The 24,434-nt window shown below is 55.5% G+C and carries 25 protein-coding genes; 16 read left to right on the top strand and 9 right to left on the bottom strand.

Features of this window, described 5'->3' with window-relative positions:
* Positions 1 to 29 precede the first annotated feature (29 nt).
* From ABVF61_RS01090 to ABVF61_RS01065, 6 genes are read right to left on the bottom strand one after another with little or no spacing between them, the layout of a single operon-like run.
* On the bottom strand, positions 30 to 1,823 hold the full coding sequence (locus tag ABVF61_RS01090) for a tetratricopeptide repeat protein (RefSeq protein ID WP_353991701.1): 1,794 nt from the start codon (positions 1,821 to 1,823) through the stop codon (positions 30 to 32).
* Between the two features lie 21 nt (positions 1,824 to 1,844).
* Positions 1,845 to 2,801 carry a hypothetical protein gene (locus ABVF61_RS01085; RefSeq protein WP_353991700.1) on the bottom strand — a complete coding sequence of 319 codons (957 nt, stop codon included), beginning with the start codon at positions 2,799 to 2,801 and terminating at the stop codon, positions 1,845 to 1,847.
* Positions 2,802 to 2,840: 39 nt separating this feature from the next.
* Complete coding sequence (locus ABVF61_RS01080) at positions 2,841 to 3,233, bottom strand: DUF4150 domain-containing protein (protein WP_353991699.1); 393 nt, start codon at positions 3,231 to 3,233, stop codon at positions 2,841 to 2,843.
* Positions 3,234 to 3,249: 16 nt separating this feature from the next.
* Positions 3,250 to 4,311 (bottom strand): pentapeptide repeat-containing protein, encoded by a 1,062-nt coding sequence (locus ABVF61_RS01075; protein ID WP_353991698.1) that lies wholly within the window; start codon positions 4,309 to 4,311, stop codon positions 3,250 to 3,252.
* Positions 4,308 to 7,280, bottom strand: coding sequence for a DUF2169 family type VI secretion system accessory protein (locus ABVF61_RS01070; RefSeq protein ID WP_353991697.1), 2,973 nt, complete (start codon positions 7,278 to 7,280; stop codon positions 4,308 to 4,310). The genes ABVF61_RS01075 and ABVF61_RS01070 overlap by 4 nt, the downstream gene beginning before the upstream one ends.
* Positions 7,281 to 7,331: 51 nt before the next feature.
* Complete coding sequence (locus ABVF61_RS01065; RefSeq protein ID WP_353991696.1) at positions 7,332 to 8,036, bottom strand: DUF3540 domain-containing protein; 705 nt, start codon at positions 8,034 to 8,036, stop codon at positions 7,332 to 7,334.
* 738 nt (positions 8,037 to 8,774) lie between these two features.
* On the opposite strand from ABVF61_RS01065, the gene ABVF61_RS01060 reads away from it, so the two are divergent.
* From ABVF61_RS01060 to mgtE, 3 genes are all read left to right on the top strand, one after another.
* Positions 8,775 to 9,356 (top strand): hypothetical protein, encoded by a 582-nt coding sequence (locus ABVF61_RS01060; RefSeq protein ID WP_353991695.1) that lies wholly within the window; start codon positions 8,775 to 8,777, stop codon positions 9,354 to 9,356.
* A gap of 318 nt (positions 9,357 to 9,674) precedes the next feature.
* Complete coding sequence (locus ABVF61_RS01055; protein WP_353991694.1) at positions 9,675 to 10,766, top strand: fatty acid desaturase family protein; 1,092 nt, start codon at positions 9,675 to 9,677, stop codon at positions 10,764 to 10,766.
* Between the two features lie 547 nt (positions 10,767 to 11,313).
* Complete coding sequence (gene mgtE, locus ABVF61_RS01050; RefSeq protein ID WP_353991693.1) at positions 11,314 to 12,729, top strand: magnesium transporter; 1,416 nt, start codon at positions 11,314 to 11,316, stop codon at positions 12,727 to 12,729.
* A gap of 101 nt (positions 12,730 to 12,830) precedes the next feature.
* Here the strand turns inward: mgtE and ABVF61_RS01045 are convergent, their stop codons facing one another.
* Positions 12,831 to 13,520, bottom strand: coding sequence for a MarR family winged helix-turn-helix transcriptional regulator (locus tag ABVF61_RS01045; protein ID WP_353991692.1), 690 nt, complete (start codon positions 13,518 to 13,520; stop codon positions 12,831 to 12,833).
* A gap of 150 nt (positions 13,521 to 13,670) precedes the next feature.
* Here ABVF61_RS01045 and ABVF61_RS01040 point away from each other — a divergent pair, with 150 nt between their 5' ends.
* On the top strand, positions 13,671 to 14,096 hold the full coding sequence (locus tag ABVF61_RS01040; protein ID WP_353991691.1) for an organic hydroperoxide resistance protein: 426 nt from the start codon (positions 13,671 to 13,673) through the stop codon (positions 14,094 to 14,096).
* Positions 14,097 to 14,145: 49 nt separating this feature from the next.
* On the opposite strand, the gene ABVF61_RS01035 is transcribed toward ABVF61_RS01040, so the two are convergent.
* The gene (locus tag ABVF61_RS01035) at positions 14,146 to 15,048 is read right to left on the bottom strand and encodes a transporter substrate-binding domain-containing protein (RefSeq protein WP_353991690.1); all 903 of its coding nucleotides are present in this window, start codon (positions 15,046 to 15,048) and stop codon (positions 14,146 to 14,148) included.
* A 244-nt stretch (positions 15,049 to 15,292) separates the two neighbouring features.
* On the opposite strand from ABVF61_RS01035, the gene ABVF61_RS01030 reads away from it, so the two are divergent.
* From ABVF61_RS01030 to ABVF61_RS00975, 12 genes are all read left to right on the top strand, one after another.
* The gene (locus ABVF61_RS01030; RefSeq protein ID WP_353991689.1) at positions 15,293 to 15,718 is read left to right on the top strand and encodes a VOC family protein; all 426 of its coding nucleotides are present in this window, start codon (positions 15,293 to 15,295) and stop codon (positions 15,716 to 15,718) included.
* Between the two features lie 51 nt (positions 15,719 to 15,769).
* Positions 15,770 to 16,480, top strand: coding sequence for a glycoside hydrolase family 25 protein (locus tag ABVF61_RS01025; protein WP_353991688.1), 711 nt, complete (start codon positions 15,770 to 15,772; stop codon positions 16,478 to 16,480).
* Positions 16,481 to 16,568: 88 nt separating this feature from the next.
* Positions 16,569 to 16,970 carry a MerR family transcriptional regulator gene (locus tag ABVF61_RS01020; protein ID WP_353991687.1) on the top strand — a complete coding sequence of 134 codons (402 nt, stop codon included), beginning with the start codon at positions 16,569 to 16,571 and terminating at the stop codon, positions 16,968 to 16,970.
* A complete protein-coding gene (locus ABVF61_RS01015; protein WP_353991686.1) occupies positions 16,970 to 17,413 on the top strand; it encodes a PaaI family thioesterase in 444 nt (147 codons plus the stop codon). The genes ABVF61_RS01020 and ABVF61_RS01015 overlap by 1 nt, the downstream gene beginning before the upstream one ends.
* A gap of 3 nt (positions 17,414 to 17,416) precedes the next feature.
* Positions 17,417 to 17,863: a GNAT family N-acetyltransferase gene (locus tag ABVF61_RS01010; protein WP_353991685.1), complete on the top strand. Its 447-nt coding sequence runs from the start codon at positions 17,417 to 17,419 to the stop codon at positions 17,861 to 17,863.
* Between the two features lie 27 nt (positions 17,864 to 17,890).
* Positions 17,891 to 19,063, top strand: coding sequence for an isovaleryl-CoA dehydrogenase (locus ABVF61_RS01005; protein WP_353991684.1), 1,173 nt, complete (start codon positions 17,891 to 17,893; stop codon positions 19,061 to 19,063).
* A 53-nt stretch (positions 19,064 to 19,116) separates the two neighbouring features.
* Positions 19,117 to 19,500: a cupin domain-containing protein gene (locus ABVF61_RS01000; protein ID WP_353991683.1), complete on the top strand. Its 384-nt coding sequence runs from the start codon at positions 19,117 to 19,119 to the stop codon at positions 19,498 to 19,500.
* A gap of 81 nt (positions 19,501 to 19,581) precedes the next feature.
* On the top strand, positions 19,582 to 20,274 hold the full coding sequence (locus ABVF61_RS00995) for an SDR family NAD(P)-dependent oxidoreductase (RefSeq protein WP_353991682.1): 693 nt from the start codon (positions 19,582 to 19,584) through the stop codon (positions 20,272 to 20,274).
* Between the two features lie 90 nt (positions 20,275 to 20,364).
* A complete protein-coding gene (locus ABVF61_RS00990; protein WP_353991681.1) occupies positions 20,365 to 21,336 on the top strand; it encodes an agmatinase in 972 nt (323 codons plus the stop codon).
* Positions 21,337 to 21,362: 26 nt separating this feature from the next.
* Entirely contained in the window at positions 21,363 to 21,770 is a 408-nt protein-coding gene (locus ABVF61_RS00985; protein WP_353991680.1) for an ACT domain-containing protein, read from the top strand.
* A gap of 92 nt (positions 21,771 to 21,862) precedes the next feature.
* Positions 21,863 to 22,720, top strand: a complete 858-nt coding sequence (locus ABVF61_RS00980; RefSeq protein ID WP_353991679.1) for an adenylate/guanylate cyclase domain-containing protein — start codon at positions 21,863 to 21,865, stop codon at positions 22,718 to 22,720.
* 183 nt (positions 22,721 to 22,903) lie between these two features.
* Positions 22,904 to 23,518 carry an ATP-dependent Clp protease proteolytic subunit gene (locus tag ABVF61_RS00975; RefSeq protein ID WP_353991678.1) on the top strand — a complete coding sequence of 205 codons (615 nt, stop codon included), beginning with the start codon at positions 22,904 to 22,906 and terminating at the stop codon, positions 23,516 to 23,518.
* Positions 23,519 to 23,590: 72 nt separating this feature from the next.
* Here the strand turns inward: ABVF61_RS00975 and ABVF61_RS00970 are convergent, their stop codons facing one another.
* Complete coding sequence (locus tag ABVF61_RS00970) at positions 23,591 to 23,995, bottom strand: globin family protein (protein WP_353991677.1); 405 nt, start codon at positions 23,993 to 23,995, stop codon at positions 23,591 to 23,593.
* Positions 23,996 to 24,434: the final 439 nt, after the last annotated feature.

The raw sequence follows: 24,434 nt of genomic DNA, 5'->3' as shown, positions 1-24,434 counted from the left end.
CTCAGCGATTGTTGGACCGGCCTAAGGGGTCAGGCATCCTGGAATTCGAGTGCCGCGCGCAAGGCTGGTTTGGCTGCTGCCCAGTCAGGTCCGACCGGTGTGACAATACGTTTTACGGATGGGTACCAAAGGCTGCTGGTCCCGTCTCCAGCCCAGTACCATTCGTGATTTTCCTGAAGCAGGGCGATACCCGGGCGGCCAAGCGCTCCCGCGATATGCAGCGGCAGCCCATCCGGGCCAACGACCATATCGAGACAATCGATAAGATTTACAAGGTCGCCCAGGCTTTCCAGGGCCTTGCCGGCGTCAAGGACTCCTGGCCAGGTGCGCAGCTGGTGGCGGCTGTCATCGAATTGCAGGCTCACCGGAACAATATTCAGGTCCGAAAGAAAGTCTTGCATATGGTCGATCAAAAGGCCGGGCGGGCGTCCCTGCCAAAAGACGCCGATGCGCGGTCCTCTGTCTTTCGGCAGCGCGCCATCCCATGCGGCCCGCCGGACCGGGGCCGGGGCGAGATAAGGGTTGAAAGCTGCTTTTTCAGGCACGTGGAGAATGGTGCGGGCGCAAAGATCCGCCAGAAGGTCCCGCTGATCTTTCGGCACCTCCGTCTGCCACTGAACTTTTTCAGCGCATTCAAGCCGTTCCCAGACGCTTGCAAGTGGCGTCTTTCCGCCCAGCTCCACCGGGCCGGAGCGTGCCCAGGCGTTGGCGAACCGCATCAGGACCAGTTCGTCCGGGAGCGATGCATAGGGCGGCAGTGCGGCTTTCACCGGCGAGTCGGGTCGCTCAACCGGCAACGCTCGCCGCGTTGACCAGGACCGCCAGCTCTCTTCGACGCGGCCGAGCGCCAGCAGCGCTTCTTCGCGCAAGCTGGTGACGGGATCGGACGCTTGCAGATCACCGGGGAGTTTTTCGCACATGGCGAGCAATTGTTCCCAGTTGCCGGCGCTTTTCAGGAGTTTGAGGAAGGCAAGCAGGCGGGATTGGTCCTGAGGTGCCTTGCGCAGCCAGGCGGCGCAATCGGCGAGCGCGCGCGCGGTCTCGCCGCGCGCAATAGCGATTTCCGCATCCAGCATAACCACCGGCGCATAGTCGGCGTATCGCTTTTTGATCCTGTCGGTCAGTTTCTGCGCTTCGGAAAGCGCGCCGCTCAGTAGATAGATCTGCGCCAGGCCGGCGGTAACATCCACATTCTGGGGAGCCTGCAAGTGGGCCTTCTTCGCGAGTTCTCCCGCCAGGCTGAATTCACCTGTCATACAGCGTAGGCGAGCCATTCCGGTGAGCGCCGCCACGTTGTCAGGCCGCAGTTCGAGCGCCTTTTCGAACATTGCGAGCGCCTCTGCGAACTTCTGCTGCTCCAGTTCGAATTTCCCGCAAGCAGCAAGCACTTCGGCATCACCCGGTGCCAGTTCCGAGGCTTTTGTCAGCCACTCCGCTGCCGGGCCGCGTTCACCGATAAAGTTGTGAACCTGGCCACGCAAGAGGACTGCGGCCAGATAGTCAGGGTCCGCGTCGTTGGCCTGCTTCAGAAAATCCAATGCGTCGGACGTCCGGTTTTCAAGCAAGGCCAGATTGGCCAAGTTGGTCAGGACAGCCGGGCTCTCTGGATCGATTTCATAGGCGACCTTCAGCAGATGTTTCGCATCCGCTATCTTGCCGGTCCGCGCGAGCAGTCCGCTTTTGGCGTTGAGGGCAGTAACGTCCTGGGGGTGGCTGTCCAATACCTGGTCCAACAGGTATTCGGCATCCTCGAACTGGCCCTTGCCCATCAGCGTTTCAGCCGCAGCGCATTTTTCAGACGACGTCAGGTTCATTTCCGGCATGATCCGCTGCTGATCGGAATTTTAGGAGGTCAGAATGTTCATTCCCGAAGCGAGCTTGATGCCGGACTTATTAAGAATGGCGCTGGCCTGCTTGACCTCCGCATCCTTTGTTTTCACCTGGGTTACCGTTCTCTGCACCGCAAGGTTTGTGATGCTTACACCGATATTGGTCGCACCAATGGACATACCTGTCGCCGATACGGACAGTCCTGTTGCTGAAACGGTCAGGCCCGACACGGTTATCCCGAGCACTACGTTTATCGTGATGCTGATGGAGAACGTGATTGTAAGGGTTCCCCCTATCAGGAATGAGAACGTCCCACCATAGTGTTCGGACATCGTCGCCCCACCGAAGCGGCTGTGGGTCGTTCCGGTCGTGACCGCGATTTCGTCCTTCAACTGCGTTTTCCATTGTCCGGAAGAGTTGAGCTTGGCGTGATAAGCGCTGCCAACGGTCAACTCGACACCTGTATCGCTGTTCAGGTTGATCTGGTTGTCCGACTTAAGACGAATGTCCTGTGCCGTAGCGGGCTGTATATCGGTGTAGCTGCCGGTTGAGATTACAAAGCTCTGCCCGGAATGCCGACTCAACCCGGACGTGTGGACATCGTTGGTACCCGAAATCGTGGTTGAGTTGTTGCCTTCAATCTTTTCCGTGACATTCCCACCAACGTGGAGGTCGAGGTTCGCTTTGTACTGCTGATACGCATCCTGGTTGATCGTGAAAAAGAGACCGCCGGTGGTTTGTACCAGCACACCGCTGGCCGGATTTTCCAGGTGGCTTGGCGAGCGTGCGCCTTCCTCGGCCGCGTCATATTCACCCAGCCTCAGGAAACTGCTGTTGTCGATTGTCAGCGCGCTCGTCGCTGCGTCCTTGCTACCGGTATCGGGCAGAAGAAGCGTGGTGTTGAGGAGTTCGTTCGGATTGGTCTGTCCGGCGCGATAGTCGGCGTCGTCGACGGTTGTTGGATCTGTCATGCCGTTCTCCTGTCAGACTTTCGGGTGCAGTTTCCGGATTCAGCTCAGGGCCATAACGGAAAACTGGCTCGGAACCAGCGTTGTACCGGGTGCATTCGTTGAGTTCTGAAGCGTTGTTCCAGTCAGCCTGGTTGCCGGGGCGGTTCCGTAGAAAACCGCTACAGAACCGATCAGATACCGGGACGGTCCGACGATTGTGCCCGAAGCCACACCCATTGCAACGCCCGCTTCATCGCCGCTTGTGATCGTCGTCGATGTCAGCATGTTATGCGCCAGACCGCCGCTCAAGAGCACATTGAAAACGTTGGGAACCGCCGTTGAGGATAGCGCGATATTCACGAAAGGCGTCGGAACCGGTCCTGCCGGGGTCGTGACGTTGCACACGTCCGGTATTCCCAAGCTGGTCGTGCCGTTCTGGTTGTTGCAAAACACGTTCTTTCTCCTCCCGCTAGCCGATGGCCCGTGGATCGTAAATCTCGCAGATCAGCCGCTGCTGATCGGTTTGACGGACTGAACCGTGTGCACCGTCGGTCAACGCCGAAGTCAGGCTCGCATTATGAAAATCAGCGAGGTTCAGCGCTGCACGCGACAGGTTCGCGCCCTCCAGATTGCAATTCGCCAGGTTTGCCAATCGAAGATCGCTGCCCGCAAACTCGGTGCCCCGGCAATCGGCCTTGTCGAATTGCGCCTTTTCGCAGGAACTGGCGGAAAGGTTCGCCATACGCAAATCGCTGCCGCTAAAGTTTGCCATCTCAAGGCGTGCGCCTGAAAAGACTGCTTCTTTCAGGTTCGCGTTGCAAAACAAAGTCATTTCGGCAATTGCGCCGGCAAAGGAGCTGCCCGCCAGTTCGCTCCCAACCAGCAGACTGCCGCTCAAGTCGGCGCGTTCGAAACGGCATCCGTTCATGTCGCTTTCCATGAATGTGCACTGCATGACCGGCGTGTCCGAAAAGTCGATCCCGGTCAGGTTGCACCTCAGGAACATTACGGATTGGCAGATCACTTTCTCGAAGGCTGCTTTCGACAGGTCGATGTCAACAAAGGAAACCGTATCGAGCAGCGCATCATTCAGATTGACCTGTGCGCTGGGGCAGTCGACAAAAGCGCATTTTTGGAACGCTGCACCATTGAAATCGAGATCACTGAGATCTGTCTTCAGGAACTGGCAGCCGATGAGGCTGGCACCGCTAAGATCGCCGGCGGCAAGGTCTGTTTCGAGAAACGAAACACTGTCCAGATGTGCTCCCGCAAGTTTTGTCCGGCTGAGGGCGGATTTGACAAAAACCGCGTCGTCCAGGTTCGTGTTGTCAAGGATGACCGATCCCAGAATACACTCGCTGAAAACGCTGCCGCTGAGGTCAGCGCCGGTGAGATTGGCCCCCGTGAAGTTGCACTCCACGAAGTTCCCTTTTGCGATCTTCATCCCGCTCAGGTCGCAGCCGGACAAATCGGCTTCCAGCACAGGCTCATCATAGCGGATGAAGTCGGCAAGATCTTCAGGCGTGATCATACCCGTGCCTCCATGTTGGTCAGCTCCAGGTTGGAACGGGTGAAGTCGGCATAGGCGAGTTTGGCATCGGACAAATCGGTGCGGAAGAAATTCGCTGACCGGAAACTGCTTTGCCGCAGGTCGGCGCCGTGGAAGCTTGCGCCGAGGAGATTGGCACCGAACATGTCAGCGCCACGAACTCGTGCGAACGCGAACAGGCTCTCCTTGAAGGAGGCGAGGCGCATATCCGCCGCTTCCAGATTGACCGAGGACAGATTACAGCCGTGAAAGACAGCGCGCAAGAAATCGGATTCGGGCATCCGGGCGTCCTGAAAGCCACATTTCTCTGCCCGAACATCGGTGAACTTCACAGAAGTCATGTCGGTCGGGCCGAACCAGCCGCACTCGTCTAACGCGGCCCGGGAAAAGACAGCGGCGCGAAAGCTCGTGTCCGCAAAACTTGCCTTTTGGAGTGTCGCGTCCGACCAGTCCGACGTATCCAGGGCGCAGGACAGGAACACGGTCTTTTCAAGACGTAGCCGGTCGGCTTTGAGCCCTGTCAGATCACAGTTCACAAAGGAACAGTCTTTCAGGGTGGCGCCGCTCAGGCTTGTGTCGGGTAGCACGCACTCCACAAAAGTGCAGTCTTCGAACACGGTGCCGGAAAAATCACTGCCGGAGAAATCTGCGCCGACTATTGTCGATCCACTGAATTGGGCCTCGCGAAAACTACACTGCGCTGCGCCGGTTTTCGAAAGGTTCACCCGAGTCATGTCAGCGCCGGAGAAATCAGCCTGCGATAGATTGGCGCCGGTTAAAACGGCGTCCACGGCCCTGGCCCGGCGCAGACGCGCGCCTGAAAGATTGCATGCTTCCAGAAAACTTCCCGTCAGATCCGCCCCGTCGTGTTCAAGCGCAGCCAAGGATGCACCGGCCATGTCTCGTCCTGTCAGCGTGCCGCCATTGGCCAGGTGGTCGCGGACATATTCGCCAAACCGCGCTGCTGCCTGTTCTCCCAAGGGCGTCAGGGGCGCGATCTGCTCCGCTGCATTTCGCCGTGCGAAAAGCAGGGCGTCATCCAGGTTCTCTTCTGCTTCAGCAAGTTTTGCCTTTGCCTGATCAGCGCCTGATCCGGCAGCGGCCGGATCTCCAGATGAAGGAGAAAGAGCGGATCTGATCGTTGCAAGAGGTGAGGGACCGTCTTTGCCAACTGTTGCCGGGAAGCTCTTGGTGAGAAATGCATCGAGAGCACCGTCTGCGTCGAGTTCCATTTCCTCTGCGGCGTCGGTCCCCACCTCGATCCTCTCAGCACCGATCGTCTGCGGAATGTCCTCAACGAGTGTTCTGGCAGGCCCCAAGAGTTCAGACGAGAGAGATTCAAGGAACCGGTCTCTTGCTGTCTTGAAGGCGCTTTCAGGATCTGGTTCTTCGGGTATCGGCCGATCAGAAGGTGCAATTTGCTCAAAACCCTCAAGGAGTTCATTGAGTTCGCTTTGAGCCAGAATTTCGTCAACGCCGGGAAGGAAGCCTTTCGCTGTCTGCATCGAACCCCCGAGTTGTTCCAGTATTTTGTGATTTGCTTTGGGAATGTTGTTTGCCGGAAGTCCGAGCCGCGTTGTCAATCCGTCCAATTCAGCGAGGACCGCATTGGTTTTGAGTTCCGCTTCCCGCTGTATCTCCTGCGCATCAGACACGATCCGTGCGAAATCGATGTCGCCGCGTTCGATGTCTTCTCTGCTAGGCAGGAGCAAGGGTTGAACGTCCGGGTCGCCGACTGCCGGTACCAGAGATACCGGCACGCCGTTTTCGGCAAACTGGCGCTCCAGCCACCATTGCCTGCCTTCGAGCCATTTCTCTTGCCGCGCCTTTGTCTCGGCAAGCCGAACCTGTTCGCGGCGGGCGGTTTCTTCCGGGTCCTCTTCAGGCGACAACTGGCTGTCCGCCAGCAGGTATTTGTAGCCTTCGTCCGGGTCGCTTCGGAGATCGTAGACGTGTTGGTAGTGATCAGCCGAACGCGGGCTGTCGCCCAGCCATTCATACGCGATCATCACATCGCTGATTTCAGTTCCGTCCCGGTCTGATACTTCCAGAAATCCCCGGTTTACGACCGACCCTTTGAGCTCCGAGCCAAAGATCCATACCGTATCCGTTCGCAGCGGCACCTCGATGAGGCGTCCCTGGGAACCCGCCTTTGCAACAAAGGCACGGGCCCGAACGCCCGGAAGCCGGCTTTGAACATCCGGTGCTTGTGCGGACATGCCCACAACCCGCACCGGCTCATCTCCGTTGAGGAAATGACCGAACCGCTGCGACTGCGGCGCGGACATGTAATAACGCGGATCAAAGTCGTCCGGCCATTCTGGCATCTTGAGCGATGTCCAGGTCTTGTCGAACGTGCCTGTCAATTTCATGCGGGCAGGATCGTCCATCGCGATCGGTCCAACCAGAGCGGGCTCTGGCCGATCGGTAATGGCTTTGATTTCCAAACCTGACAGTTCGACATTCGGCAGCGGCGCACCACCGATATGCGCGACGATATCGGCGGAAACAGATCCGCGCCCCACCGGATTGCCAGCGAAGCTTTCGCCGCCGAATGCGCGCTCAGGTGTTAGAGGCATCTCATTGAAAGGGACAGGTTGGGAAAACACCGGGCTGTCCGGACCTGCTTGCCAGGTCCGGTCGCCGAACACCGACAACTTCCTTTGCAGGTTTCCCACGGATACAGCCACGTTCATTGCCTGCACCGGCTCCGCCGACATCGCTTTGCCCGCAATGAAGAATTCTCCGGCCGGCTTGGGATAGGCTGCGTCGAAGATCGCGCCTTTGGGCAGTTCCTTGGCCACGATGGGCCAGAGTGCGGCTTCAGCGAGGATGTCGCCCGGGTCGAGAAGATCAAACGTTGTCAGGGTCGAGATGACAAAAAGCCCGGCGCCGTTGTGCGGAACGGTTTTGGTCAGTAGGCCAAGTCGCAAAGGCTTGAAAACGCGCATGCTCGAAACCTCGAAATCCGGCAAAAAACCGGTGGGAATTACGTGATGGCGTTAGCCCATGGAAATGCGTTTGCCATCCAACCGCACGTCTTCTTTAGCGACAGTCAACGCGGATCCTGCCTTGGTGAGCACAACCTTCTCCGCCTGCGTTTGAATGTTGCCCGCTCGCAACTGGTCCGTTTCTTCGATCCGGTCGATCCGGTTTCGGGCACGGAACGAGCTTGTATCGAAGCTTGCCATTTGCTTCCTGGCGCTGGTGACGATGTCTTGCATGGAGGTCATGAGCTTCCTGCCGACCATCGCGACCTGGTTCGCCGTCATAAGAATGGTGTCGAAACGCAAAGCCATGCTCTTGCCGGAGACTTCCACCTTTCCACCTGCCTCTAGCCTGAGATTTCCGGCGGCCAGCTTAAGGTCCCGTGCTGTCCCATCTTCCGCGCGCGCATTGAGTGTGATCTCTCCCGAAGCGCTGCCGGTCCGCAAAAGCACGTCCGTGATAAACAGTCCTTCGCGCGTTTCCAGCAGTGCAACCACATCACCTGGTTCGGGATCGAGAAGGCAAGACACCGCACGGCGTGCGGACAAGGTCTGAGTGGCCCACCGGACATCAAAATGCAGACCGTTACAGGAGATGATTTCTCCTGAAGCGCGCTGCGTTAGAACTTCAGGCAGGGGAGAAACAATATTTTCCGGAAAACCAGCCTTGCCTGTTTCAACGTCTGCTCCCAAGGCTTTTGCGTTTGTCTGCAACCCCACAATAATCTCCAATATGGATTTGTGAATGCTCACTCGATTGGTGGCTTCGAAGCGAATGATCGTTTTTATTAAGTCTAGAATTCACCAGTCCTGACATGTGGTCAAGCGTGATTAAGATTTTTCGGGTGCGTTGAACGCCTCGAACCGACATGAAGAAATATTTGCCGAAAAATTTATTCAAACCATAATGATAAAATTGCAGATCGACGTTTTTTAGCTTTGTGCAGTTTCCTGCTTACTTTTGGTCATCTAGCTTCGGTACACAGGCTTTGAATTCTGGTATTGTGATACAACTCGCGACCGCATTTAAATTGGCCATGAGCTGCGTGAAAGGTGCTATTTGTTAGAGTTCGTTCCGAGACGAGCTGATTAAAAAAGTAGGCGCAGGAGTTGGTATTCCCTAGTGGCAACCGTTTCCTTTTTCCCGTCCAGAAGCGTCACTGTCGAAGCAGGGCGCATCTTGCTCACTTCTTTCGTGAGGAGCAGCATCTCATTGTAGATTTATTCGTTATCAGGTGCGGTCCAGGATGGCTTGTTTGAACCTGCATTTGCGCAGAAAAAGTGCCCAAGGTCGTCTTTCAAAGACGCAAGAACAAAAGTGATATTCGGCATTCTGCCTCTGAGACTGCAACGCTTTGAAAGCCGCATCCGATTGCCCGTAATTCAGGCCTCTGCGATAGTCGTGCCTTTGCCCCCTTGCTGCCGGAAGAGAATTCGATTGAAACCACGGAGTTCAAAATGAAGAACTTTTTGTCAGGCTTTGCCTCTTTGATTGCATTTGCGGGCGTTTTTCTTAGCGCTTCCACCGACTTAAACGCGGATGACGCCGCAGTTTCGCCTGGCGATGTCTCTGGTGTTGAGATCGTGCCGGTCGATGGCGACATTTTTCGCTACAAGGCCGTTCTGGTTGATACGGACGGCGGCTCGGATCTCTATGTTTTCAAAGACGCGGGCGACGGTTGGGTCAAGGCCGCTTATGCGCCGGATATTGCCTGGCGCGGCGGCGCATATGGCCAGTCGCCGTGGCTTGAAGCAAGCGGGAACGGGTCGCTGAAGGTTTATTCGGAAAACTCCGCGATTGGCCGGAGCCGCTGGGAGCAAGTGCTGACAATCGCTTACCGGAACAGCATTTTTGTGGTGGCCGGCTATACGCTTTCTTACTACGACACCCTGGATGAGGCCATGTCTGGGACCTGTGACGTCAATCTTCTCACCGGCAAAGGCATTCACAAGGACAAGCCCTTCCGGGCTTCGCTTAAGGCCTTGCCGGTTCAGAACTGGACGATGGATACGCAGCCCCAGGAATGTTCTGCTTCCTGACTTTCGGGAGCGACCGGAGCACCAATTGGTTCGTCCCAAAAAGAAGCCCTCGTTGCGTCCACACAGATTCCATCCGAAAATGCCGGTCCGATCCTGTCGCTCTGGGTGCGGTCAGTCCTTCCAATGCTCGCGGAAACGGACGCACTCACCATTGCGGTGAAGGCGCGGCGTACACATATCTGAATTCGCTTGAGTTTTTTTGACCAATAGATATGACGCGTTGAGTTTCCCGTTTTACGAGAAGTTTTTGACTATAAAAATCCATGATTGCGGAGTATGACGTTCTAATAAATCAAAATCACCAAGTGATGTGAGACAATGCCCAACTACCAGCCTAAAAGTGCGTTTTCTTCGCGGCTCAATGCTCGTGCAGGCAGATATCTGTCCCGCAGCAAAACCGGTCGGTTTGCCGGTATCGGCCAATGGTTCAGATCCAGTATGCTGTTTCTGTTCTGCGCAGCGGTCTATAGCTTGATCTATGCGGGTCTAAACCCCTGGGTTCTCTTGATTTCTGCCGTCGTCCTGGGGGCAGGTATCTACACCCTGATCGCAACAGTTTGTCATGATGCAGCTCATGGTTCGTTTGCCACTTCAAAATGGGTGAACGCGGTTTGCCTGTTTGCCGGATTTTCGCTCATCGGGGTCTCCGGAAAGCTCTGGGCTGAACGGCACCTGAGGCTCCATCATATGTATCCGAATATCGCCGGAACCGACATTGATGCGGACGGATCAAGTTTACTCAGGCTGTCACCGTCGAAACCGTGGCGCAAATGGCACAAGTTTCAATGCTGGTATGCCGTTTTCCTCTATGCGCTCGTATTGCCACACCTGGCGTTTGTGGAGGACTTTGACCATCTTCGCAAAGCAAAACGCGCCTGGCCGCGTAAGTTTTCGGGCCTTTGGCCGATTGTTGAATTCGTGGCGTCAAAGATCGTCCACATCTGTCTTTTCCTGGTTCTGCCGCTTGTTCTAACGGAGCACGGGATCGGGTTTCTGACGTGCTATTACATCGCGTTCGTTTCTTCCGCGTCCTTGTTGTTTGTCGCGATAAATGTTGGCAGTCATATCAGTGATGCGGCAGAGTTTTTCGATCCCGGCAGCGACGGTGACCTTCCACTCGATTGGGCACATCATCAAATACGGACTGCGGTCGACTGGGCTCCGACTTCGAGACTGGCGATCGCCTTGACGGGCGGAGCAAATGCTCACAGCGCACACCATCTTTTCCCCCGGTTCGCACATTCGCACAATCGGGCACTTAGCAGGATGGTGATCAGGACTGCGAGAGAGTTCGGCGTCCCGCTCAACATACTGGCCCCATGGGACGTTTTGCGCGCGCATGTAGCCCACCTTTACAAGATGTCCCGGCCGCCAAAGATCCTTGATGAAGCGCGCGCCGGCAGCGCGTGAAATCATTTGCGTAAAGAGCGCCTTTTGTTGCACCTAGGAGCGTCTTTGCCGGATTGAGTTGTGTCAGCGCCGCATGAGAAAAACCAGACTTAAGGCATTCCTTGCCCCATTTGGCCTTTTGCCGTTTTTCGCGGTATCTGCGTCACTCGTTCAAGCGCAGTCGACGGATCCCGCACGCTTCGGGGCCATGACGTGTCAGCAGCTCTGGTTTGTGGAACAGCAAACGCTCGCTGAAGGTCGGGTGTGCCTGCAAAGCGAGCGCGCAAAACGGGCGTTCCGGCGCTCCGATAAATGTATTGCGTCAAGCGAATCCATCTTACCGGCAAAGACGCGTGGCTATCTGGAAAACCTTCGCAGTGTGGCCCGGAACAAGGGATGTGCCGGTTTTTGAACAGATGCAGACTTTGCGAAAAAAACGAGTTTAGATCCCATCGGGTAGAACAGTATGGCGCTGTGGACTTTGACCGTTTTAGCGGTGGCACTTTTGGTCGCTAAAGGCTAGTTCTGAGCGTGTAGAACCTCAAACATCCGGCGCGGGAGGCAGAGCATGAGCGAAGCAGCTGAGCTTGACGTCACAGCCTCCCGGGAACCGCACATACCGGTTAGAGACGAGGAAGAGCGGCTCAATCCCGATTTCATCGCGGCCGTTGAAGAGGCGATCCAGGCCGACGACGGAACTTCGCTGAGAGACCTTGCGGGGGATCTGCACGAAGCCGACACCGGTGATCTTCTGGAAACGCTCAATGCTGATGAGCGCGCCGCCTTTATCCGGCTTCTAGGGGCAGAGTTTGACTACACGGCTCTGACGGAGACCGATGAGGCTGTTCGACTGCAGGTTCTGGAAGACCTTCCCAATGAAGTGATCGCGGAAGGTCTGGGGGATCTCGATTCCGATGACGCGGTCTACATTCTGGAAGACCTCGACGAGGTTGACCAGGCGGCGATTCTGGAGGAGCTGCCGTATTCCGATCGCGCCCAGCTGAAAAAGGCGCTGGATTACCCGGAAGAAAGCGCCGGCCGGCGTATGCAAAGCGAATTTATCGCCGTTGCGCCCTTCTGGACGGTCGGTCAGACGATCGACTACATGCGTGAAGCGCGGGACCTGCCGGATAGTTTTTATGAAATTTACGTGGTCGATCCGGCTTTCAAGCTGCTTGGCTCGGTGCATCTGGACAAGATCCTGCGCACTAAGCGTGCGGAGAAAGTCACTTCGATCATGGAGGAAACCCGCCAGGCGGTTCTCGCGGTCGAAGACCAGGAGGAAGTTGCGCGCCGGTTCGAACGCTACAATCTGGTGTCTTCGGCTGTTGTCGACGAAAACGAGCGGCTGGTCGGCGTTCTTACCGTCGACGATATCGTCGACGTGATCCAGGAAGAGGCCGAAGAAGACCTTCGTGCGCTTGCCGGTGTTGGTGATGAAGAAATTTCTGACAGTGTCGTGACGATTGCCCGCTCAAGACTTACGTGGCTCGTCGTCAATCTCGGCACCGCGATCCTGGCATCGGTGGTCATTGCGCTCTTCGAAGACACGATCGAGGCGATGGTTGCGCTTGCGGTACTCATGCCGATCGTGGCGTCGATGGGCGGTAATGCCGGAACGCAGACGATGACTGTTGCGGTCCGCGGTATTGCAACGCAGGAACTCAGCGCCCGCAACATGCTCCGCGTTCTCAATCGCGAAGTCCTGGTGAGCGCGGTCAACGGAGTGGCGCTTGCGATCCTTATCGGGCTAACGGCGTGGCTTTGGTTCGCCAGCCCGGGCCTTGGTGTCGTGATTGCGGGTGCAATCATCATCAACATGCTTTTTGCCGGCCTGTCCGGACTGCTCATTCCGATTGCCCTGGACCGACTGAAAGTCGACCCTGCAATCGCCTCAAGCGTTTTCGTGACGACAGTGACCGATGTCGTCGGGTTTTTCGCGTTTCTGGGGATCGCGGCACTTTGGTTCGGCTTGCCGCTTTAGTCCGGAAAACCCGTTGTGGCCATTGTGTCGCGCGGTTGCTGCCGGTGCCGGGCTATTGTCGCCCAACGCACCTTGCCGGATCCCACTTGCAAACGGATCGTTCAAGACTTTGTGCCGACATTCCGCAGGTTATCACGCAATGTCATGATCCTGCTTTGCAGATCCATGATCTCGTCCATCTGTGCGTTGGTTGCTGAAAGAACGCACTGACTGAAATGCTCGGTTTTCTTCTGAAGCGCGCGGCCCTTTCGGGTCAGCTTCAAGATTACCTGCCGCTCATCCTTGGTGTTGCGGGTCCTTGTGACAAAACCCATTGCCTCAAGCCGTTTCAAAAGTGGCGTAAGGGTGTTTGTATCGAGCTGCAGTTTCGACGTGATGGCGCCCACCGGAACATTGTTGGTTTCCCAAAGGACTGTCATCGCAAGGTACTGAGGGTAGGTAAGGCCGATTTCTTTCAAAAGGTTTTTGTAAACGCCATGCATGGCGTGGTTGGCGGAGTAAAGTGCAAAACACAGGAAACGGTCGAGCGTCAGCGGCGACATCTCGTCCAGGGCGACCTGGCCGGTTTGGATTTCAGTGCCTTTTTCAGCTGTCTTCGGCGTCGTCTGATTTTTGCGTCGTCCGCCTGACGCGGCGACATTGTTTCGCTCGGCAGAAGCGTCTGAAACCGCCATCTCACCGGAGGGTGTCGCTGTGTCCTTGCGGGTGGTTTTTTTGGGTTTTTGGGTCCCCTCCGACGCACCGAAATCAATCGCGTCGAGCAGGGACATCTGGTCTGTCGTCTCATTCATAACTCACCTTATAAGTCGCGCACGATATGGTCGCAAGCTGTTGACGTGCGCTCCACGCAGGTTTATGTGTGTAATTATATCGTGCACGATATAAAATATGAAAGAAAAGCTGAAAATCCTCTTTGTTACAAAAAGATATGGAGTGAACACATGACGGTTGATGTTCTTTATGAGACCAAGGCGCGGGCCACTGGTGGCCGTGACGGTACAGCCGAAACGCTGAGCGGGTCTTTCAAAGTCGAGCTTGCAACGCCGAAGGAACTGGGTGGTGCCGGCGGAGCCGGCAACAATCCGGAAGAGCTCTTTGCCGCCGGTTACGCGGCCTGTTTCATTGGCGCCTTGAAATTTGTCGGAGGTCAGGAAAAAGTCTCGGTTCCTGCGGACACCTCAATCACTTCAACGGTCGGGATCGGCCCACGATCTGCGGGCGGTTTCGGGCTTGAAGTCGCGCTGGAAGTGTCTCTGCCAGGCATGGAAAGATCGGCCGCAGAAGATCTCGTGGCAAAGGCGCACCAGGTCTGTCCGTATTCAAATGCGACGCGAAACAACATTGACGTGAAGCTCTCAATCGCGTAGCAGCAGAAGGACGGTTTCCTCCGCCTTGAACAAATTTGAATGGCGATGGTTATTGAGTGAGCTCGGCACCGACCTGGTAGATGTATTTCTGCCAAGAGGGGTCGAGCCCCTCGATGTAAGGATTGCTCAGGTGAAACACCTTGCGTGTGTTCAACTTCGCAAAGTCGATGCTCGCCCCATATTTCTCGTCCCAAAGCTCCAATAGGGACCCGTCCTCATAGGCCTTGAGCAACCCCTCGTGAACTCTCCTGAGAAGGTCTTCGTTTTCACTGGAAGTCACCAGGAAACGAGGCAATGGATAATAGATGCTGACGGCTTCGTCGTAGGTCAATTGTGGAATTGTGCGGTGTGTCTTCCACTCTTCGAGCAGCTCATTCGCGCCTCTTAAAAACAGATCGGAACGGTTGAGCGCCACCATTGAAAACATGGAGTGGTATTCCGCCGCGGTTCTGACCTTGAAGCCATGGTGTTCGAGGATGCGCGTGTCCAGCCAGCCAAGGCCCTGAATGATTTCGAACTGCTTGAGATCCTCTAGTGTTTTGACCTTTGCAAGCTCGGCTTTTGTTTTGTTCGAAACAAAAGCCACACGGTAGCCGACAATGCCCAGGTCAACAGGAAAGGGAATGGCCGAAAGGGTGTCCGGCAAATCGCTGTGCATTGAATATTTGATGATGTAATTTGCGTACTTGTTGTTCGCCGCGTCCAACAGGGCTCGCCGGGAGTTCTGGCCAATCGATGTTTCCTGCAGGACGAATTCGCCGTATTTCGCGCGCGTCTTGATCAGCGCTAGTTCAATGACGGCGCGGTCATATTCATATCGTTTGTCGGTGGGGGATTCAGGACCCTGTACCGTCACGATCGTGGTTGCCTTGGAAGGGGCATTCCAAATCAGAAAACACACCAGAACTGCCGATACGACAGAGTAGAGTGGGAGTTTGTTCTTGATAGCCAAGGGGACTTGTCCGGTCTTCGCACTTTTTTGAGTGTATGCACTGAAATGATTCTGCAGTTTTCCCCTCAAGTGTCCCATACAAGAATTATTTTTCCAATCAGATTTGAATTAATTCTTTAGTTTATCTTCGTGTTTGTTTTTAAAACTGCACCTTTTAGTTGATATTGTTAAATATACTTGCGATTTGTCACGGCCATTATGGTTGGAATATACAATGGTGACGGATCCAGACGAGTGTAGTGCAATGGACAGACCCAGAATCGCCGGCATCCTGGAAACAGCGGTTTATGTTGACGACATGGCCGTTGCTCATGCGTTTTATGCAGATTGTCTTGGGCTCAAACGCATGGTGGCGGGAGAGCGCCTGTATGCCTACGACGCCGGCCCTGGACAGGCGCTGCTTGTCTTTCATCGTGGCCACACCGGCGATGATGTCGAGACGCCCGGCGGTACCGTGCCCGGACACGACACTACAGGGCGCAGTCATTTTGCTTTTCGAATTGACGTCGAGCAGTTGCAGCCCTGGCGCGACTATCTGGCAAGGAGCGGCGTCGAGATCACGAGCGAAGTCGTTTGGCCCGCAGGAGGCACAAGCGTCTATTTCAACGACCCGGACGGAAACGTTCTGGAATTGGCTGCACCGCCGCTCTGGCCGAATTTTTTAGCCTGAATCTTAAGACTTTTCCGTCACATTCCCCTTGCCGAGGGGATGGGTGGCAGAATGAAGTTCTTGCAGGCAATTTTTCGCACGGTGTTTTACGTTGTCGTCGGTTGCGTCATTTCGATCGCGGGGGCTGCGTTTTTCTTCATGAACTGGGAACCGGACAGGGACGAGTTTCCCATTCGCGGCATAGACGTTTCTCACCATCTGGGTGAAATCGACTGGTCAAAGGTCGCGGGCGACGACGTCGCGTTTGCCTATATGAAGGCCAGTGAAGGCGGAGACTTCAAAGACAGCGCCTTTGCCCGGAACTGGGCCGGCGCGGGTGCGGTCGGGCTCGCCAGAGGCGCATACCACTTTTTCAGTTTGTGCAAGCCTGGGCGCGAGCAGGCGGCAAACTTCCTCGCGGTCCTTCCCGAGGATCCGCAAATGCTGGCGCCTGCGCTCGACCTTGAATTTACGGGCAATTGTGCCCGAAGGCCGCCTGTTGAAGACGTTCTGCGGGAAATCTCGAATTTTGTCGCTATGGTCGAACAGGCGGCGGGAAAACAGGTGATCCTGTATGCGCCGGAGGAATTCTATCGGGCTTACCTGAAGGGGCAGGGGCTCAACAGGCGGTTATGGACCCGGTCGATCTGGCATTCCCCATCCTACACCAAAGACTGGACCCTCTGGCAATACCAAGACAGCGGCATGGTTGAAGGGGTGGCGGGCAACGTGGATTTGAATGTCCTGGGCACTGGAATTGCAGTTCAAGATCTGCAGTCATAGTGTCTAATATTTTGTTTTTTATAGTTAAAACGAGATATATTGACTTTAACGTAAAAACGCTTGATGGTGCCGCCGACAAGGAGCGGGCATGCAGCGTTTTTTCACGATTACTCAACTGACGCACGAGTTTGACATCACAACGCGAACGCTGCGCTTTTATGAAGCGCAGGGCCTGGTCTCGCCACAGCGCAGAGGCAGACAAAGGCTCTATACGCCTGGAGACAGAACCCGCATCAAACTCATCTTGCGAGGCAAGCGGCTTGGCTTTTCATTGAATGAAATCAAAGAGCTGGTCGAAATGTATGCAAGTTCGCCCGGTGAAGCGGGACAGTTGAACCTGCTTCTGGAGAAGATCGATACCCGCCGCGAAGAACTGCTCGAAAAACAGCGGGATATCGAATTGACGCTGCTTGAGCTTGACGAAGTTGAAGAGGGGGCACGGGTGCGGATTGCCGAACTGCGTGGGAAGGTTCGTGAGGAGAGCGGCTGATGGATCTGTCTCCAAGAGATCCTGATTGGGAAACCCGTGTTGAGGCGAGCTTTGCCGCGCAGTCTTTCATGCGTCACCTTGGTGCCACGCTTGCGCATGTGTCTGTTGGCGCAGTGGATATCGAACTCAAAATGCGACCAGACCTGACCCAGCAGCACGGGTTTTTTCATGCTGGTGCGACCTCCTCTGTTGCCGACAGTGCGGCCGGATATGCTGCACTGACGCTCTTTGCGGCGGATTCTGGCGTGTTGACGTGCGAGTACAAGATCAATCTGCTCAATCCTGCGAAACAAGACGTTCTGCTTGCCAGGGGCAGAGTGATTAAGCCGGGCAGGACACTCACAATCGCAAAAGCGGATGTCTACGGACTGGATGAAGGAACCCAAGTTCATGTGGCAACCGGCCTGTTCACACTCATGAGCGTTTCAGGCGTGAAGGACTAGAAGATGGCTGAAGTGACAATTCGTGCGCTCGCACGCTCGGACCGGCCTTCCTGGGAAATCCACTGGGCCGATTATCTCGCATTTTATGAGCAGGATCTTGATGCCGCAGTCACTGACGGCATCTTCGAACGGCTGCTTGAGGCCGGTTCGCACAGCGCGTTCGTGGCCATGTCTGGCGGCGAGGTCATCGGGTTTGTTCATTATCTGTTTCACGACAGCACCTGGTCGCTGAAGAAGGTCTGTTACCTGGAGGATCTCTATGTGAGCTCTTCCTCAAGGGGGAGCGGTGCCGGCCGCAAGCTCATCGAAGCGGTTTATGAAGCCGCGGACAAGGAGCCAGAGGCGAGTGGCAAGGTCTATTGGCACACCGATCGAGACAACAAGCGTGCGCAATTGCTTTACGACCGTATTGGCGAGTTGAGCGACTCCATTCGCTATGTGCGCCGCTAGCAAGCCGGCGCTTTGGGAGACAAGAAAATGATTCGAAACGACTTTCCAGGCTTCAACTTTGATCTCGGTGAAACAGCAGACATGCTGCGGGACACGGTTCGATCCTATAGTCAGGACAGGATCGCACCGCTCGCGGAACGGATTGACCGCGAAGACTGGTTTCCGCGCGAACTCTGGCCGGAGATGGGAGAACTCGGACTTCACGGCATTACCGTTGAGGAAGAATGGGGCGGGTCGGGTCTCGGATATCTCGAGCATTGTATCGCGATGGAAGAAGTGAGCCGGGCGTCTGCCTCGATCGGTCTCAGCTATGGCGCGCATTCCAACCTTTGCGTTAATCAGTTGCGCCGATGGGGCAATCAGAGCCAGAAGGAGCGCTATCTTGAGAAGCTCATAACCGGCGAACATCTTGGCGCGCTCGCAATGTCCGAGCCCGGGGCTGGGTCAGACGTTGTTTCAATGAAGCTTCGCGCCGAGAAAAAGGGTGACCGATATGTCTTGAACGGGTCCAAGATGTGGATCACGAACGGGCCCTCCGCGGACACGATGATTATCTACGCAAAGACTGATCCCGATGCCGGGCCAAAAGGCATCACCGCGTTCCTGGTTGAGAAGGATTTTCCCGGATTTTCGGTCGCCCAGAAACTCGACAAGCTCGGAATGCGCGGCTCGGAGACCGGTGAACTCGTTTTTCAGGACTGTGAGGTTCCCGAAGAGAATGTGCTCGGCGAGGTCGGCAAGGGTGTCAACGTGCTGATGTCAGGTCTCGACTACGAACGGGCCGTTCTGGCGGCCGGTGCCGTCGGGATTATGCAGGCGGCAATGGACGTCGTCATACCCTATGTTCACGAGCGCGAGCAATTCGGCCAGCCGATCGGGACGTTCCAATTGGTGCAGGGCAAGGTCGCGGACATGTATGTCTCGATGAACGCCACCAAGTCTTACGTCTACGCCGTAGCAAAAGCGTGTGACAGGGGGGAAACCACGCGCGAAGATGCTGCGGGAGCCATTCTCTACGCGGCCGAAAACGCAACGAAAATCGCACTTGATGCGATTCAGTTGCTTGGTGGAAATGGCTATATCAACGAGTACCCGACCGGGCGTTTGCTGCGTGATGCAAAGCTCTACGAAATCGGCGCCGGCACTTCCGAAATCAGGCGGATGCTGATCGGCCGTGAGATCTTCAACAAAACGACATGATAGAGCACCATCTTCCGGGCTTCGAAATCCATTAGACGCGCAAAGGGACAAACGTGAAGCAGACCACCTTGCCGGAAAGCTACGATGCCAAATCACCAGCCGGTGCGGATATACGGTTCATCATGGATGGCCCGACCGGCAACATGATCCATTCCACGGTCCCTGTCGGCCAGATCAACCGGGCCACACGCCACAAGACCGTCAGCGAATTCTGGTATGTGCTTGAAGGGAAGGGGCAGATCTGGCGCTCCGATGGTTCCGGAGAAAGCACCGTTGACCTGGAGCCCGGTGTTTCGATCGACATCCCTGTCGGCACCGCCTTCCAGTATCGAAGTAACGGCCCGCAGCCGCTGAAGTTCATTTGCATTTCGATGCCGCCCTGGCCGGGCGATGATGAAGCCGAATACGTCCCCGGCGCCTGGCAACCAACCGTGTGACAGCGCCTAACTTTTGTGGTGCCGACATAATCCTGCCAGCTCTGTAACGCGTATCAAGCCCCGTCAGAAACGGGATTGGATATGGAAAGAGACATAGCTGTTGTCATTGGGGCGAGTGGCGGAATTGGCTCCGCACTGCGAGACACTCTGCAATCATCCGGTCAATATGATGAGGTCGTTGGCTTAAGTCGCTCGTCTTCACCGACCCTTGACCTTCTGGATGAGGCGTCGATCGAAAAATGCGCTGATTGGATCAGAAACCTCCCAGGCCATGTAAGGCTCGTATTCGATGCGACAGGCGCGCTTGTATTGGAAGGAACACGCCCGGAAAAGAGCCTGAGGGATCTGGATCCGGTCAATCTGGCCAGATCCTATGCGATCAATGCGATTGGCCCCGCGTTACTTCTCAAGCATTTTTTGCCGTTGCTGCCCAAGGAAGGGAGAAGCGTTTTTGCAACCCTTTCCGCGCGCGTCGGTTCGATTGGCGACAACAGGCTGGGTGGTTGGTATGCCTACCGGTCTTCCAAGGCCGCCCTTAATCAGCTTGTGCGCACAGCTTCCGTCGAACTTATGCGCAAAAGAAAAGAGGCAATCTGCGTTGCGCTGCATCCAGGCACCGTACGCACACCCTTGACTGACGGGTTTTCCAAATCGGGTCTCGATGTCCAGGAACCTGATCTTGCCGCGAAACGATTGCTCTCAGTGATCAACAGTCTGTCGCCCGTTCATTCCGGCGGGTTTTTCGACTATCGGGGTGATGAAGTTCCCTGGTAGGCCGGTTTTTGTTGATCGGGCCGGAGTATGTGCAAGAAATAGGAACCGGGATTGTCCCAATCCCATGACTTCAAGAACGGGGTGCCATACATGACCGATTCCTTTTACCGTCCGGTATCTGGGCTTGACCTGCCCCGTTTTGCAGGCGTGCCCACCTTCATGCGGCTGCCGCATGTAGCGCTCGGTGACGCGCGGATTTCGGACGTTGATATCGGCCTGATCGGCACGCCGTGGGATGGCGGGACGACCAACAGGCCGGGTCCGCGTCACGGGCCACGGCAACTCAGGGACATGTCCACCATGATCAGGGCTCAGAACGGGGCGACCGGTGTTCGCCCCTTCGACCTGGTCAACTGCGCTGATCTCGGGGATGTCGGACCAAATCCGGCAAGCGTCGAAGACAGCCTGGACCGCATGACCTCATTTTATGACGAGGTTGTTGCGCAAAAGATTGTTCCACTGTCCGCGGGTGGCGACCACCTTTGTTCGCTGCCGATCCTTCGCTCACTTGCACGGAACAATCCTGTCGGGATGATCCACTTCGATAGCCATACCGATTTGTTCAAGAGCTATTTCGGTGGCATGCAGTACACCCATGGAACACCGTTCAGGCGTGCGGTTGAAGAAGGGCTCTTGGACCCCAAGCGCGTTGTGCAGATCGGGATCCGCGGAACGGCCTACGACAGTGAGGACCGGGATTTCGCTGACAGCGTCGGGATCAAGGTGATCCCGATCGAGGAATTCCATGCGCGCGGGCCGGAAGATGTCATGAGCGAAGCGCGGGAGATTGCCGGTCCCGGCGAAACTTATGTGTCCTACGATATCGACTTTGTCGATCCCGCCTTTGCGCCCGGAACCGGTACCCCGGAGGTTGGCGGACCGAATTCTTACCAGTCTTTGCAAGTCGCGCGGTTGCTTGAAGGTGTCAATATTGTTGGTGCGGATCTTGTCGAGGTTTCGCCCCCCTTTGACCAGAGTGGCGGAACCGCCTTTCTGGGCGTTTCCATCATGTTTGAAATTCTGTGCAACATGGCGCTTGCCATCAAGGCACGAAGCGCTTGATTTTAGGCTGACTTAAGGATTTCACCGTGACAGGCGAAACAGATCTGAAGACGCTGATCTCTCAAATGCGGCCAATGCTGGATCCAGAGCCGTATGTGTTTTGCACGTTCGCTGCGAAGAACTTTCAGGACCTTGCAGACTATGGACCTGTCGGTCTTTTTGCAGAAACCGAAGGCACGACAGCCATCTTGCCCGTTGAACGCGCACGTGAGCTTGGCCTGGGCGATGCCGAATGGTTTCGCAGGATAACCCTCACGGTCCATTCTTCGCTGGAGGCGGTCGGCCTCACCGCCGCAATTTCTGCGGCTTTGACCGAAAAGGGAATATCAGCCAACGTTGTCGCAGCCTACTTTCACGATCATGTTTTCGTACCGGAAGAAAAGGCCGATGAGGCGCTCAAGACGCTGAGGGAACTTGCAGAAAGCAGGCCATAAGTAACCGTCAGTGTCAGTTTAAGCGGCCTTTTTCCTTGCAATTTGGGGTCCGACTTCCCATTCCTAAGCATGTGCAGTCAGGGGTTTGTAGCATGCAACGGGTGAAGCGGCGTCTGTCGGCGATCATGTGCGCAGACGTTGCGCAATATTCCAAGTTGATGGAACGCGACGAGGACGGGACGCTGGACCGGCTCAAGGCGTATAGAGACGTTATGTCGTCGCTGACGGAAAGGCATAACGGGCGTATCGTCAATACCTGGGGCGACGCGGTGATCATCGAATTCGTTTCGGTGATCGAGGCGGTTCAATGTGCCGTTGAAATCCAGAATGAACTTTCCCTGCGCAATGCGGACCTGCCGGAACTCAACCGAATGGATTTCCGGATCGGCATCAACCTGGGCGATATCATGGTTGAGGGTGATGACATCTATGGAGATGGCGTCAATGTCGCGGCGCGTCTTCAGGAGCTCTCGCCCAAGGGCGGCATCATGCTGTCTCAATCCGTCTACGATCAGGTCAAGGCGAAAGTTGCGCTCGGCTTCGATCCGCTCGGCCCACAACAGGTCAAGAATGTCAGCGAACCGGTTGAGACCTATTCCATCCGTCTTGGTGGCCGCAACGCACCCCAGGAAGCAAATTCCGGTTCTGAGCGCGAGGAAGCTGCAGAGTCACCTGAACCACCTTCCGGCCCACCAAACTGGGAAAGAGACACGCAAGCCGTTGCAAACGGTTTTGAACAGGCGCGCCAATGGCTGCGCGTGCAGCCACGCAGAGTGCGAACGTGCGTCTTTTTTGTCGGCTTGTTCTTCGTGCTGAACCTTCTGACATCCGGCTTGTCGACGCTTTGGTTCGTTTGGCCGTCGCTGCCGTTCGTCGCGATGCTGGTTTGGCATTTCCTTGTAGGGCGCAAGAACGAATCCGTTGGTGGCAGCCCCGGCAGCGGAAAATAATCACCAGCAAAATAGCGTTGTTCCCATTCTGATAACACTTTTCGCGCTATTCAGACTTCATGATTTGCGAGTGACCGATAGTTCGCTTACACATGGACAAAACCGGTGCAGGGTACGAACTGCCTGCCGATTAAATAACGCCGGCCTGTCCGGCCCAACAGCCAAGGGAGCTTAATCCTGCGCATGAAAAACTACTCGACAAAAGTGCCCGCACGCCTTGATGAAGAGGACGACGACAAGCCAAAGAGCCAACCTTCGATCCAGGTCGACAAACACCTGTTCGAGGCGCGCACGGTTTTGATTACCGGTCCGGTCACGCAGGACATGGCACGTGATGTCTGTGCCCGTCTTCTCGCACTGGCACAGGTCTCCAACGATCCGATTACGGTGATCGTGTCTTCGCCCGGCGGACACGTCGAATCAGGCGACATGATCCATGACACGATCAAGTTCATCGCACCCGAGGTTCGCATTCTGGGGATGGGATGGGTCGCAAGCGCCGGTGCGTTGATCTACGTTTCGGTTCCGAAGGAAAACCGCTTCTGCACGCCAAATACCCGGTTTCTGTTACACCAGCCGTCTGGCGGTGCTGGCGGTATGGCGACGGACATTGAGATCCAGGCCAAAGAGATCATCAAGATGCGCGACCGGCTGAACAAGATCTTCGCCGACGCGACGGGCCAGCCGATCGATCGTATCGAGAAGGATACTGACCGCGACTACTGGATGAGTCCTGAAGAGGGAATTGAGTACGGGCTTGTCGGGAAAGTCGTAACAAGCGTTGAAGAGCTGGGCTGAGAAAGCCTTCTCCAGAAAAACAAAACGCCGGTGTTGATGCGCCGGCGTTTTTGTTTGGAAAGTAGACAGGTGTTACGCGCTGATGAGTTCCTGTTCGACGGAATAGACCATGATTGGGTCGATCGGCTTGGGATCGAGCACTTGCGGGCGAAGGGTCGCCATCAGGTGCCGAAGTTCGGCCTCGTCGCTTTCGTTTCTTCTTCCGGCGAAGAAAACCATCACAAGGTGATCGACAAACCTGTCATAAACGTCATGGCATGTGCAGATCGGTGCAAGCAGGTCGCAGATTGACTTGCCGTCATAGAACGGTGCGCCGCCCGACAGGAAAATCAGGAATTCCATCAGGTCGTCCGAGCGCTCGAATTCCTTGCGAAACCGTGCGACATCGAAACAGGGATCCTGTTCCAGTCTTGCTTGCAATCGTGGCATTGCGCGTACAACCGCATCACGTCCGCCAAGCTTCAAATAGAGTGTCATTTGGTTACCCTCGACTGTGCCTTTGTTAATGCACACACACCATGCCGCAGTTCTGTTCACGCCCCTGTGACCTCGATCACGGTTATTGCCTTTGTGAAAACAGACAGGTTTTTGTCGCCGTATGAACACTCACTCACATATGGATTAAACGACAGGTCCCGCCGCGAGCGCGCGCAGCTTCGCCGCAAAATGTGACATTTGATTTACAGTTTTGTTTCGATAATGTGGATGTTATGTATCTGGGTTAATTCAGCTCTTTCTAATTCCTTCTGTGTAATCAGGAAGATTAACCTACAAGAATCACATGAGTCAGTTTTACTGGGATAGAGACTGTGAGTGTTTCCATGTCGAATTTTCGGCTGAGTTTGGATTCCACTATGGCCATAAAAAAGACGCCTTAAACAATTCTCATTGTCTTGTTTGATTTGCCGCTCTTGGA

Source organism: Roseibium sp. HPY-6, assembly GCF_040530035.1.
GTDB lineage: Bacteria > Pseudomonadota > Alphaproteobacteria > Rhizobiales > Stappiaceae > Roseibium.
The sequence above is the reverse complement of the archived record's forward strand: the minus strand, read 5'-3'. Positions and strand labels throughout refer to the sequence as shown.

Excerpts from the sequence above, each read along its gene's own strand:
- ABVF61_RS01090 (WP_353991701.1), bottom strand. The coding sequence starts at position 1,823 with ATGCCGGAAATGAACCTGACGTCGTCTGAAAAATGCGCTGCGGCTGAA.
- ABVF61_RS01085 (WP_353991700.1), bottom strand. The coding sequence starts at position 2,801 with ATGACAGATCCAACAACCGTCGACGACGCCGACTATCGCGCCGGACAG.
- ABVF61_RS01075 (WP_353991698.1), bottom strand. The coding sequence starts at position 4,311 with ATGATCACGCCTGAAGATCTTGCCGACTTCATCCGCTATGATGAGCCT.
- ABVF61_RS01070 (WP_353991697.1), bottom strand. The coding sequence starts at position 7,280 with ATGCGCGTTTTCAAGCCTTTGCGACTTGGCCTACTGACCAAAACCGTT.
- ABVF61_RS01060 (WP_353991695.1), top strand. The coding sequence starts at position 8,775 with ATGAAGAACTTTTTGTCAGGCTTTGCCTCTTTGATTGCATTTGCGGGC.
- ABVF61_RS01055 (WP_353991694.1), top strand. The coding sequence starts at position 9,675 with ATGCCCAACTACCAGCCTAAAAGTGCGTTTTCTTCGCGGCTCAATGCT.
- mgtE (WP_353991693.1), top strand. The coding sequence starts at position 11,314 with ATGAGCGAAGCAGCTGAGCTTGACGTCACAGCCTCCCGGGAACCGCAC.
- ABVF61_RS01045 (WP_353991692.1), bottom strand. The coding sequence starts at position 13,520 with ATGAATGAGACGACAGACCAGATGTCCCTGCTCGACGCGATTGATTTC.
- ABVF61_RS01040 (WP_353991691.1), top strand. The coding sequence starts at position 13,671 with ATGACGGTTGATGTTCTTTATGAGACCAAGGCGCGGGCCACTGGTGGC.
- ABVF61_RS01030 (WP_353991689.1), top strand. The coding sequence starts at position 15,293 with ATGGACAGACCCAGAATCGCCGGCATCCTGGAAACAGCGGTTTATGTT.
- ABVF61_RS01025 (WP_353991688.1), top strand. The coding sequence starts at position 15,770 with ATGAAGTTCTTGCAGGCAATTTTTCGCACGGTGTTTTACGTTGTCGTC.
- ABVF61_RS01020 (WP_353991687.1), top strand. The coding sequence starts at position 16,569 with ATGCAGCGTTTTTTCACGATTACTCAACTGACGCACGAGTTTGACATC.
- ABVF61_RS01015 (WP_353991686.1), top strand. The coding sequence starts at position 16,970 with ATGGATCTGTCTCCAAGAGATCCTGATTGGGAAACCCGTGTTGAGGCG.
- ABVF61_RS01010 (WP_353991685.1), top strand. The coding sequence starts at position 17,417 with ATGGCTGAAGTGACAATTCGTGCGCTCGCACGCTCGGACCGGCCTTCC.
- ABVF61_RS01005 (WP_353991684.1), top strand. The coding sequence starts at position 17,891 with ATGATTCGAAACGACTTTCCAGGCTTCAACTTTGATCTCGGTGAAACA.
- ABVF61_RS00995 (WP_353991682.1), top strand. The coding sequence starts at position 19,582 with ATGGAAAGAGACATAGCTGTTGTCATTGGGGCGAGTGGCGGAATTGGC.
- ABVF61_RS00990 (WP_353991681.1), top strand. The coding sequence starts at position 20,365 with ATGACCGATTCCTTTTACCGTCCGGTATCTGGGCTTGACCTGCCCCGT.
- ABVF61_RS00980 (WP_353991679.1), top strand. The coding sequence starts at position 21,863 with ATGCAACGGGTGAAGCGGCGTCTGTCGGCGATCATGTGCGCAGACGTT.
- ABVF61_RS00975 (WP_353991678.1), top strand. The coding sequence starts at position 22,904 with ATGAAAAACTACTCGACAAAAGTGCCCGCACGCCTTGATGAAGAGGAC.
- ABVF61_RS00970 (WP_353991677.1), bottom strand. The coding sequence starts at position 23,995 with ATGACACTCTATTTGAAGCTTGGCGGACGTGATGCGGTTGTACGCGCA.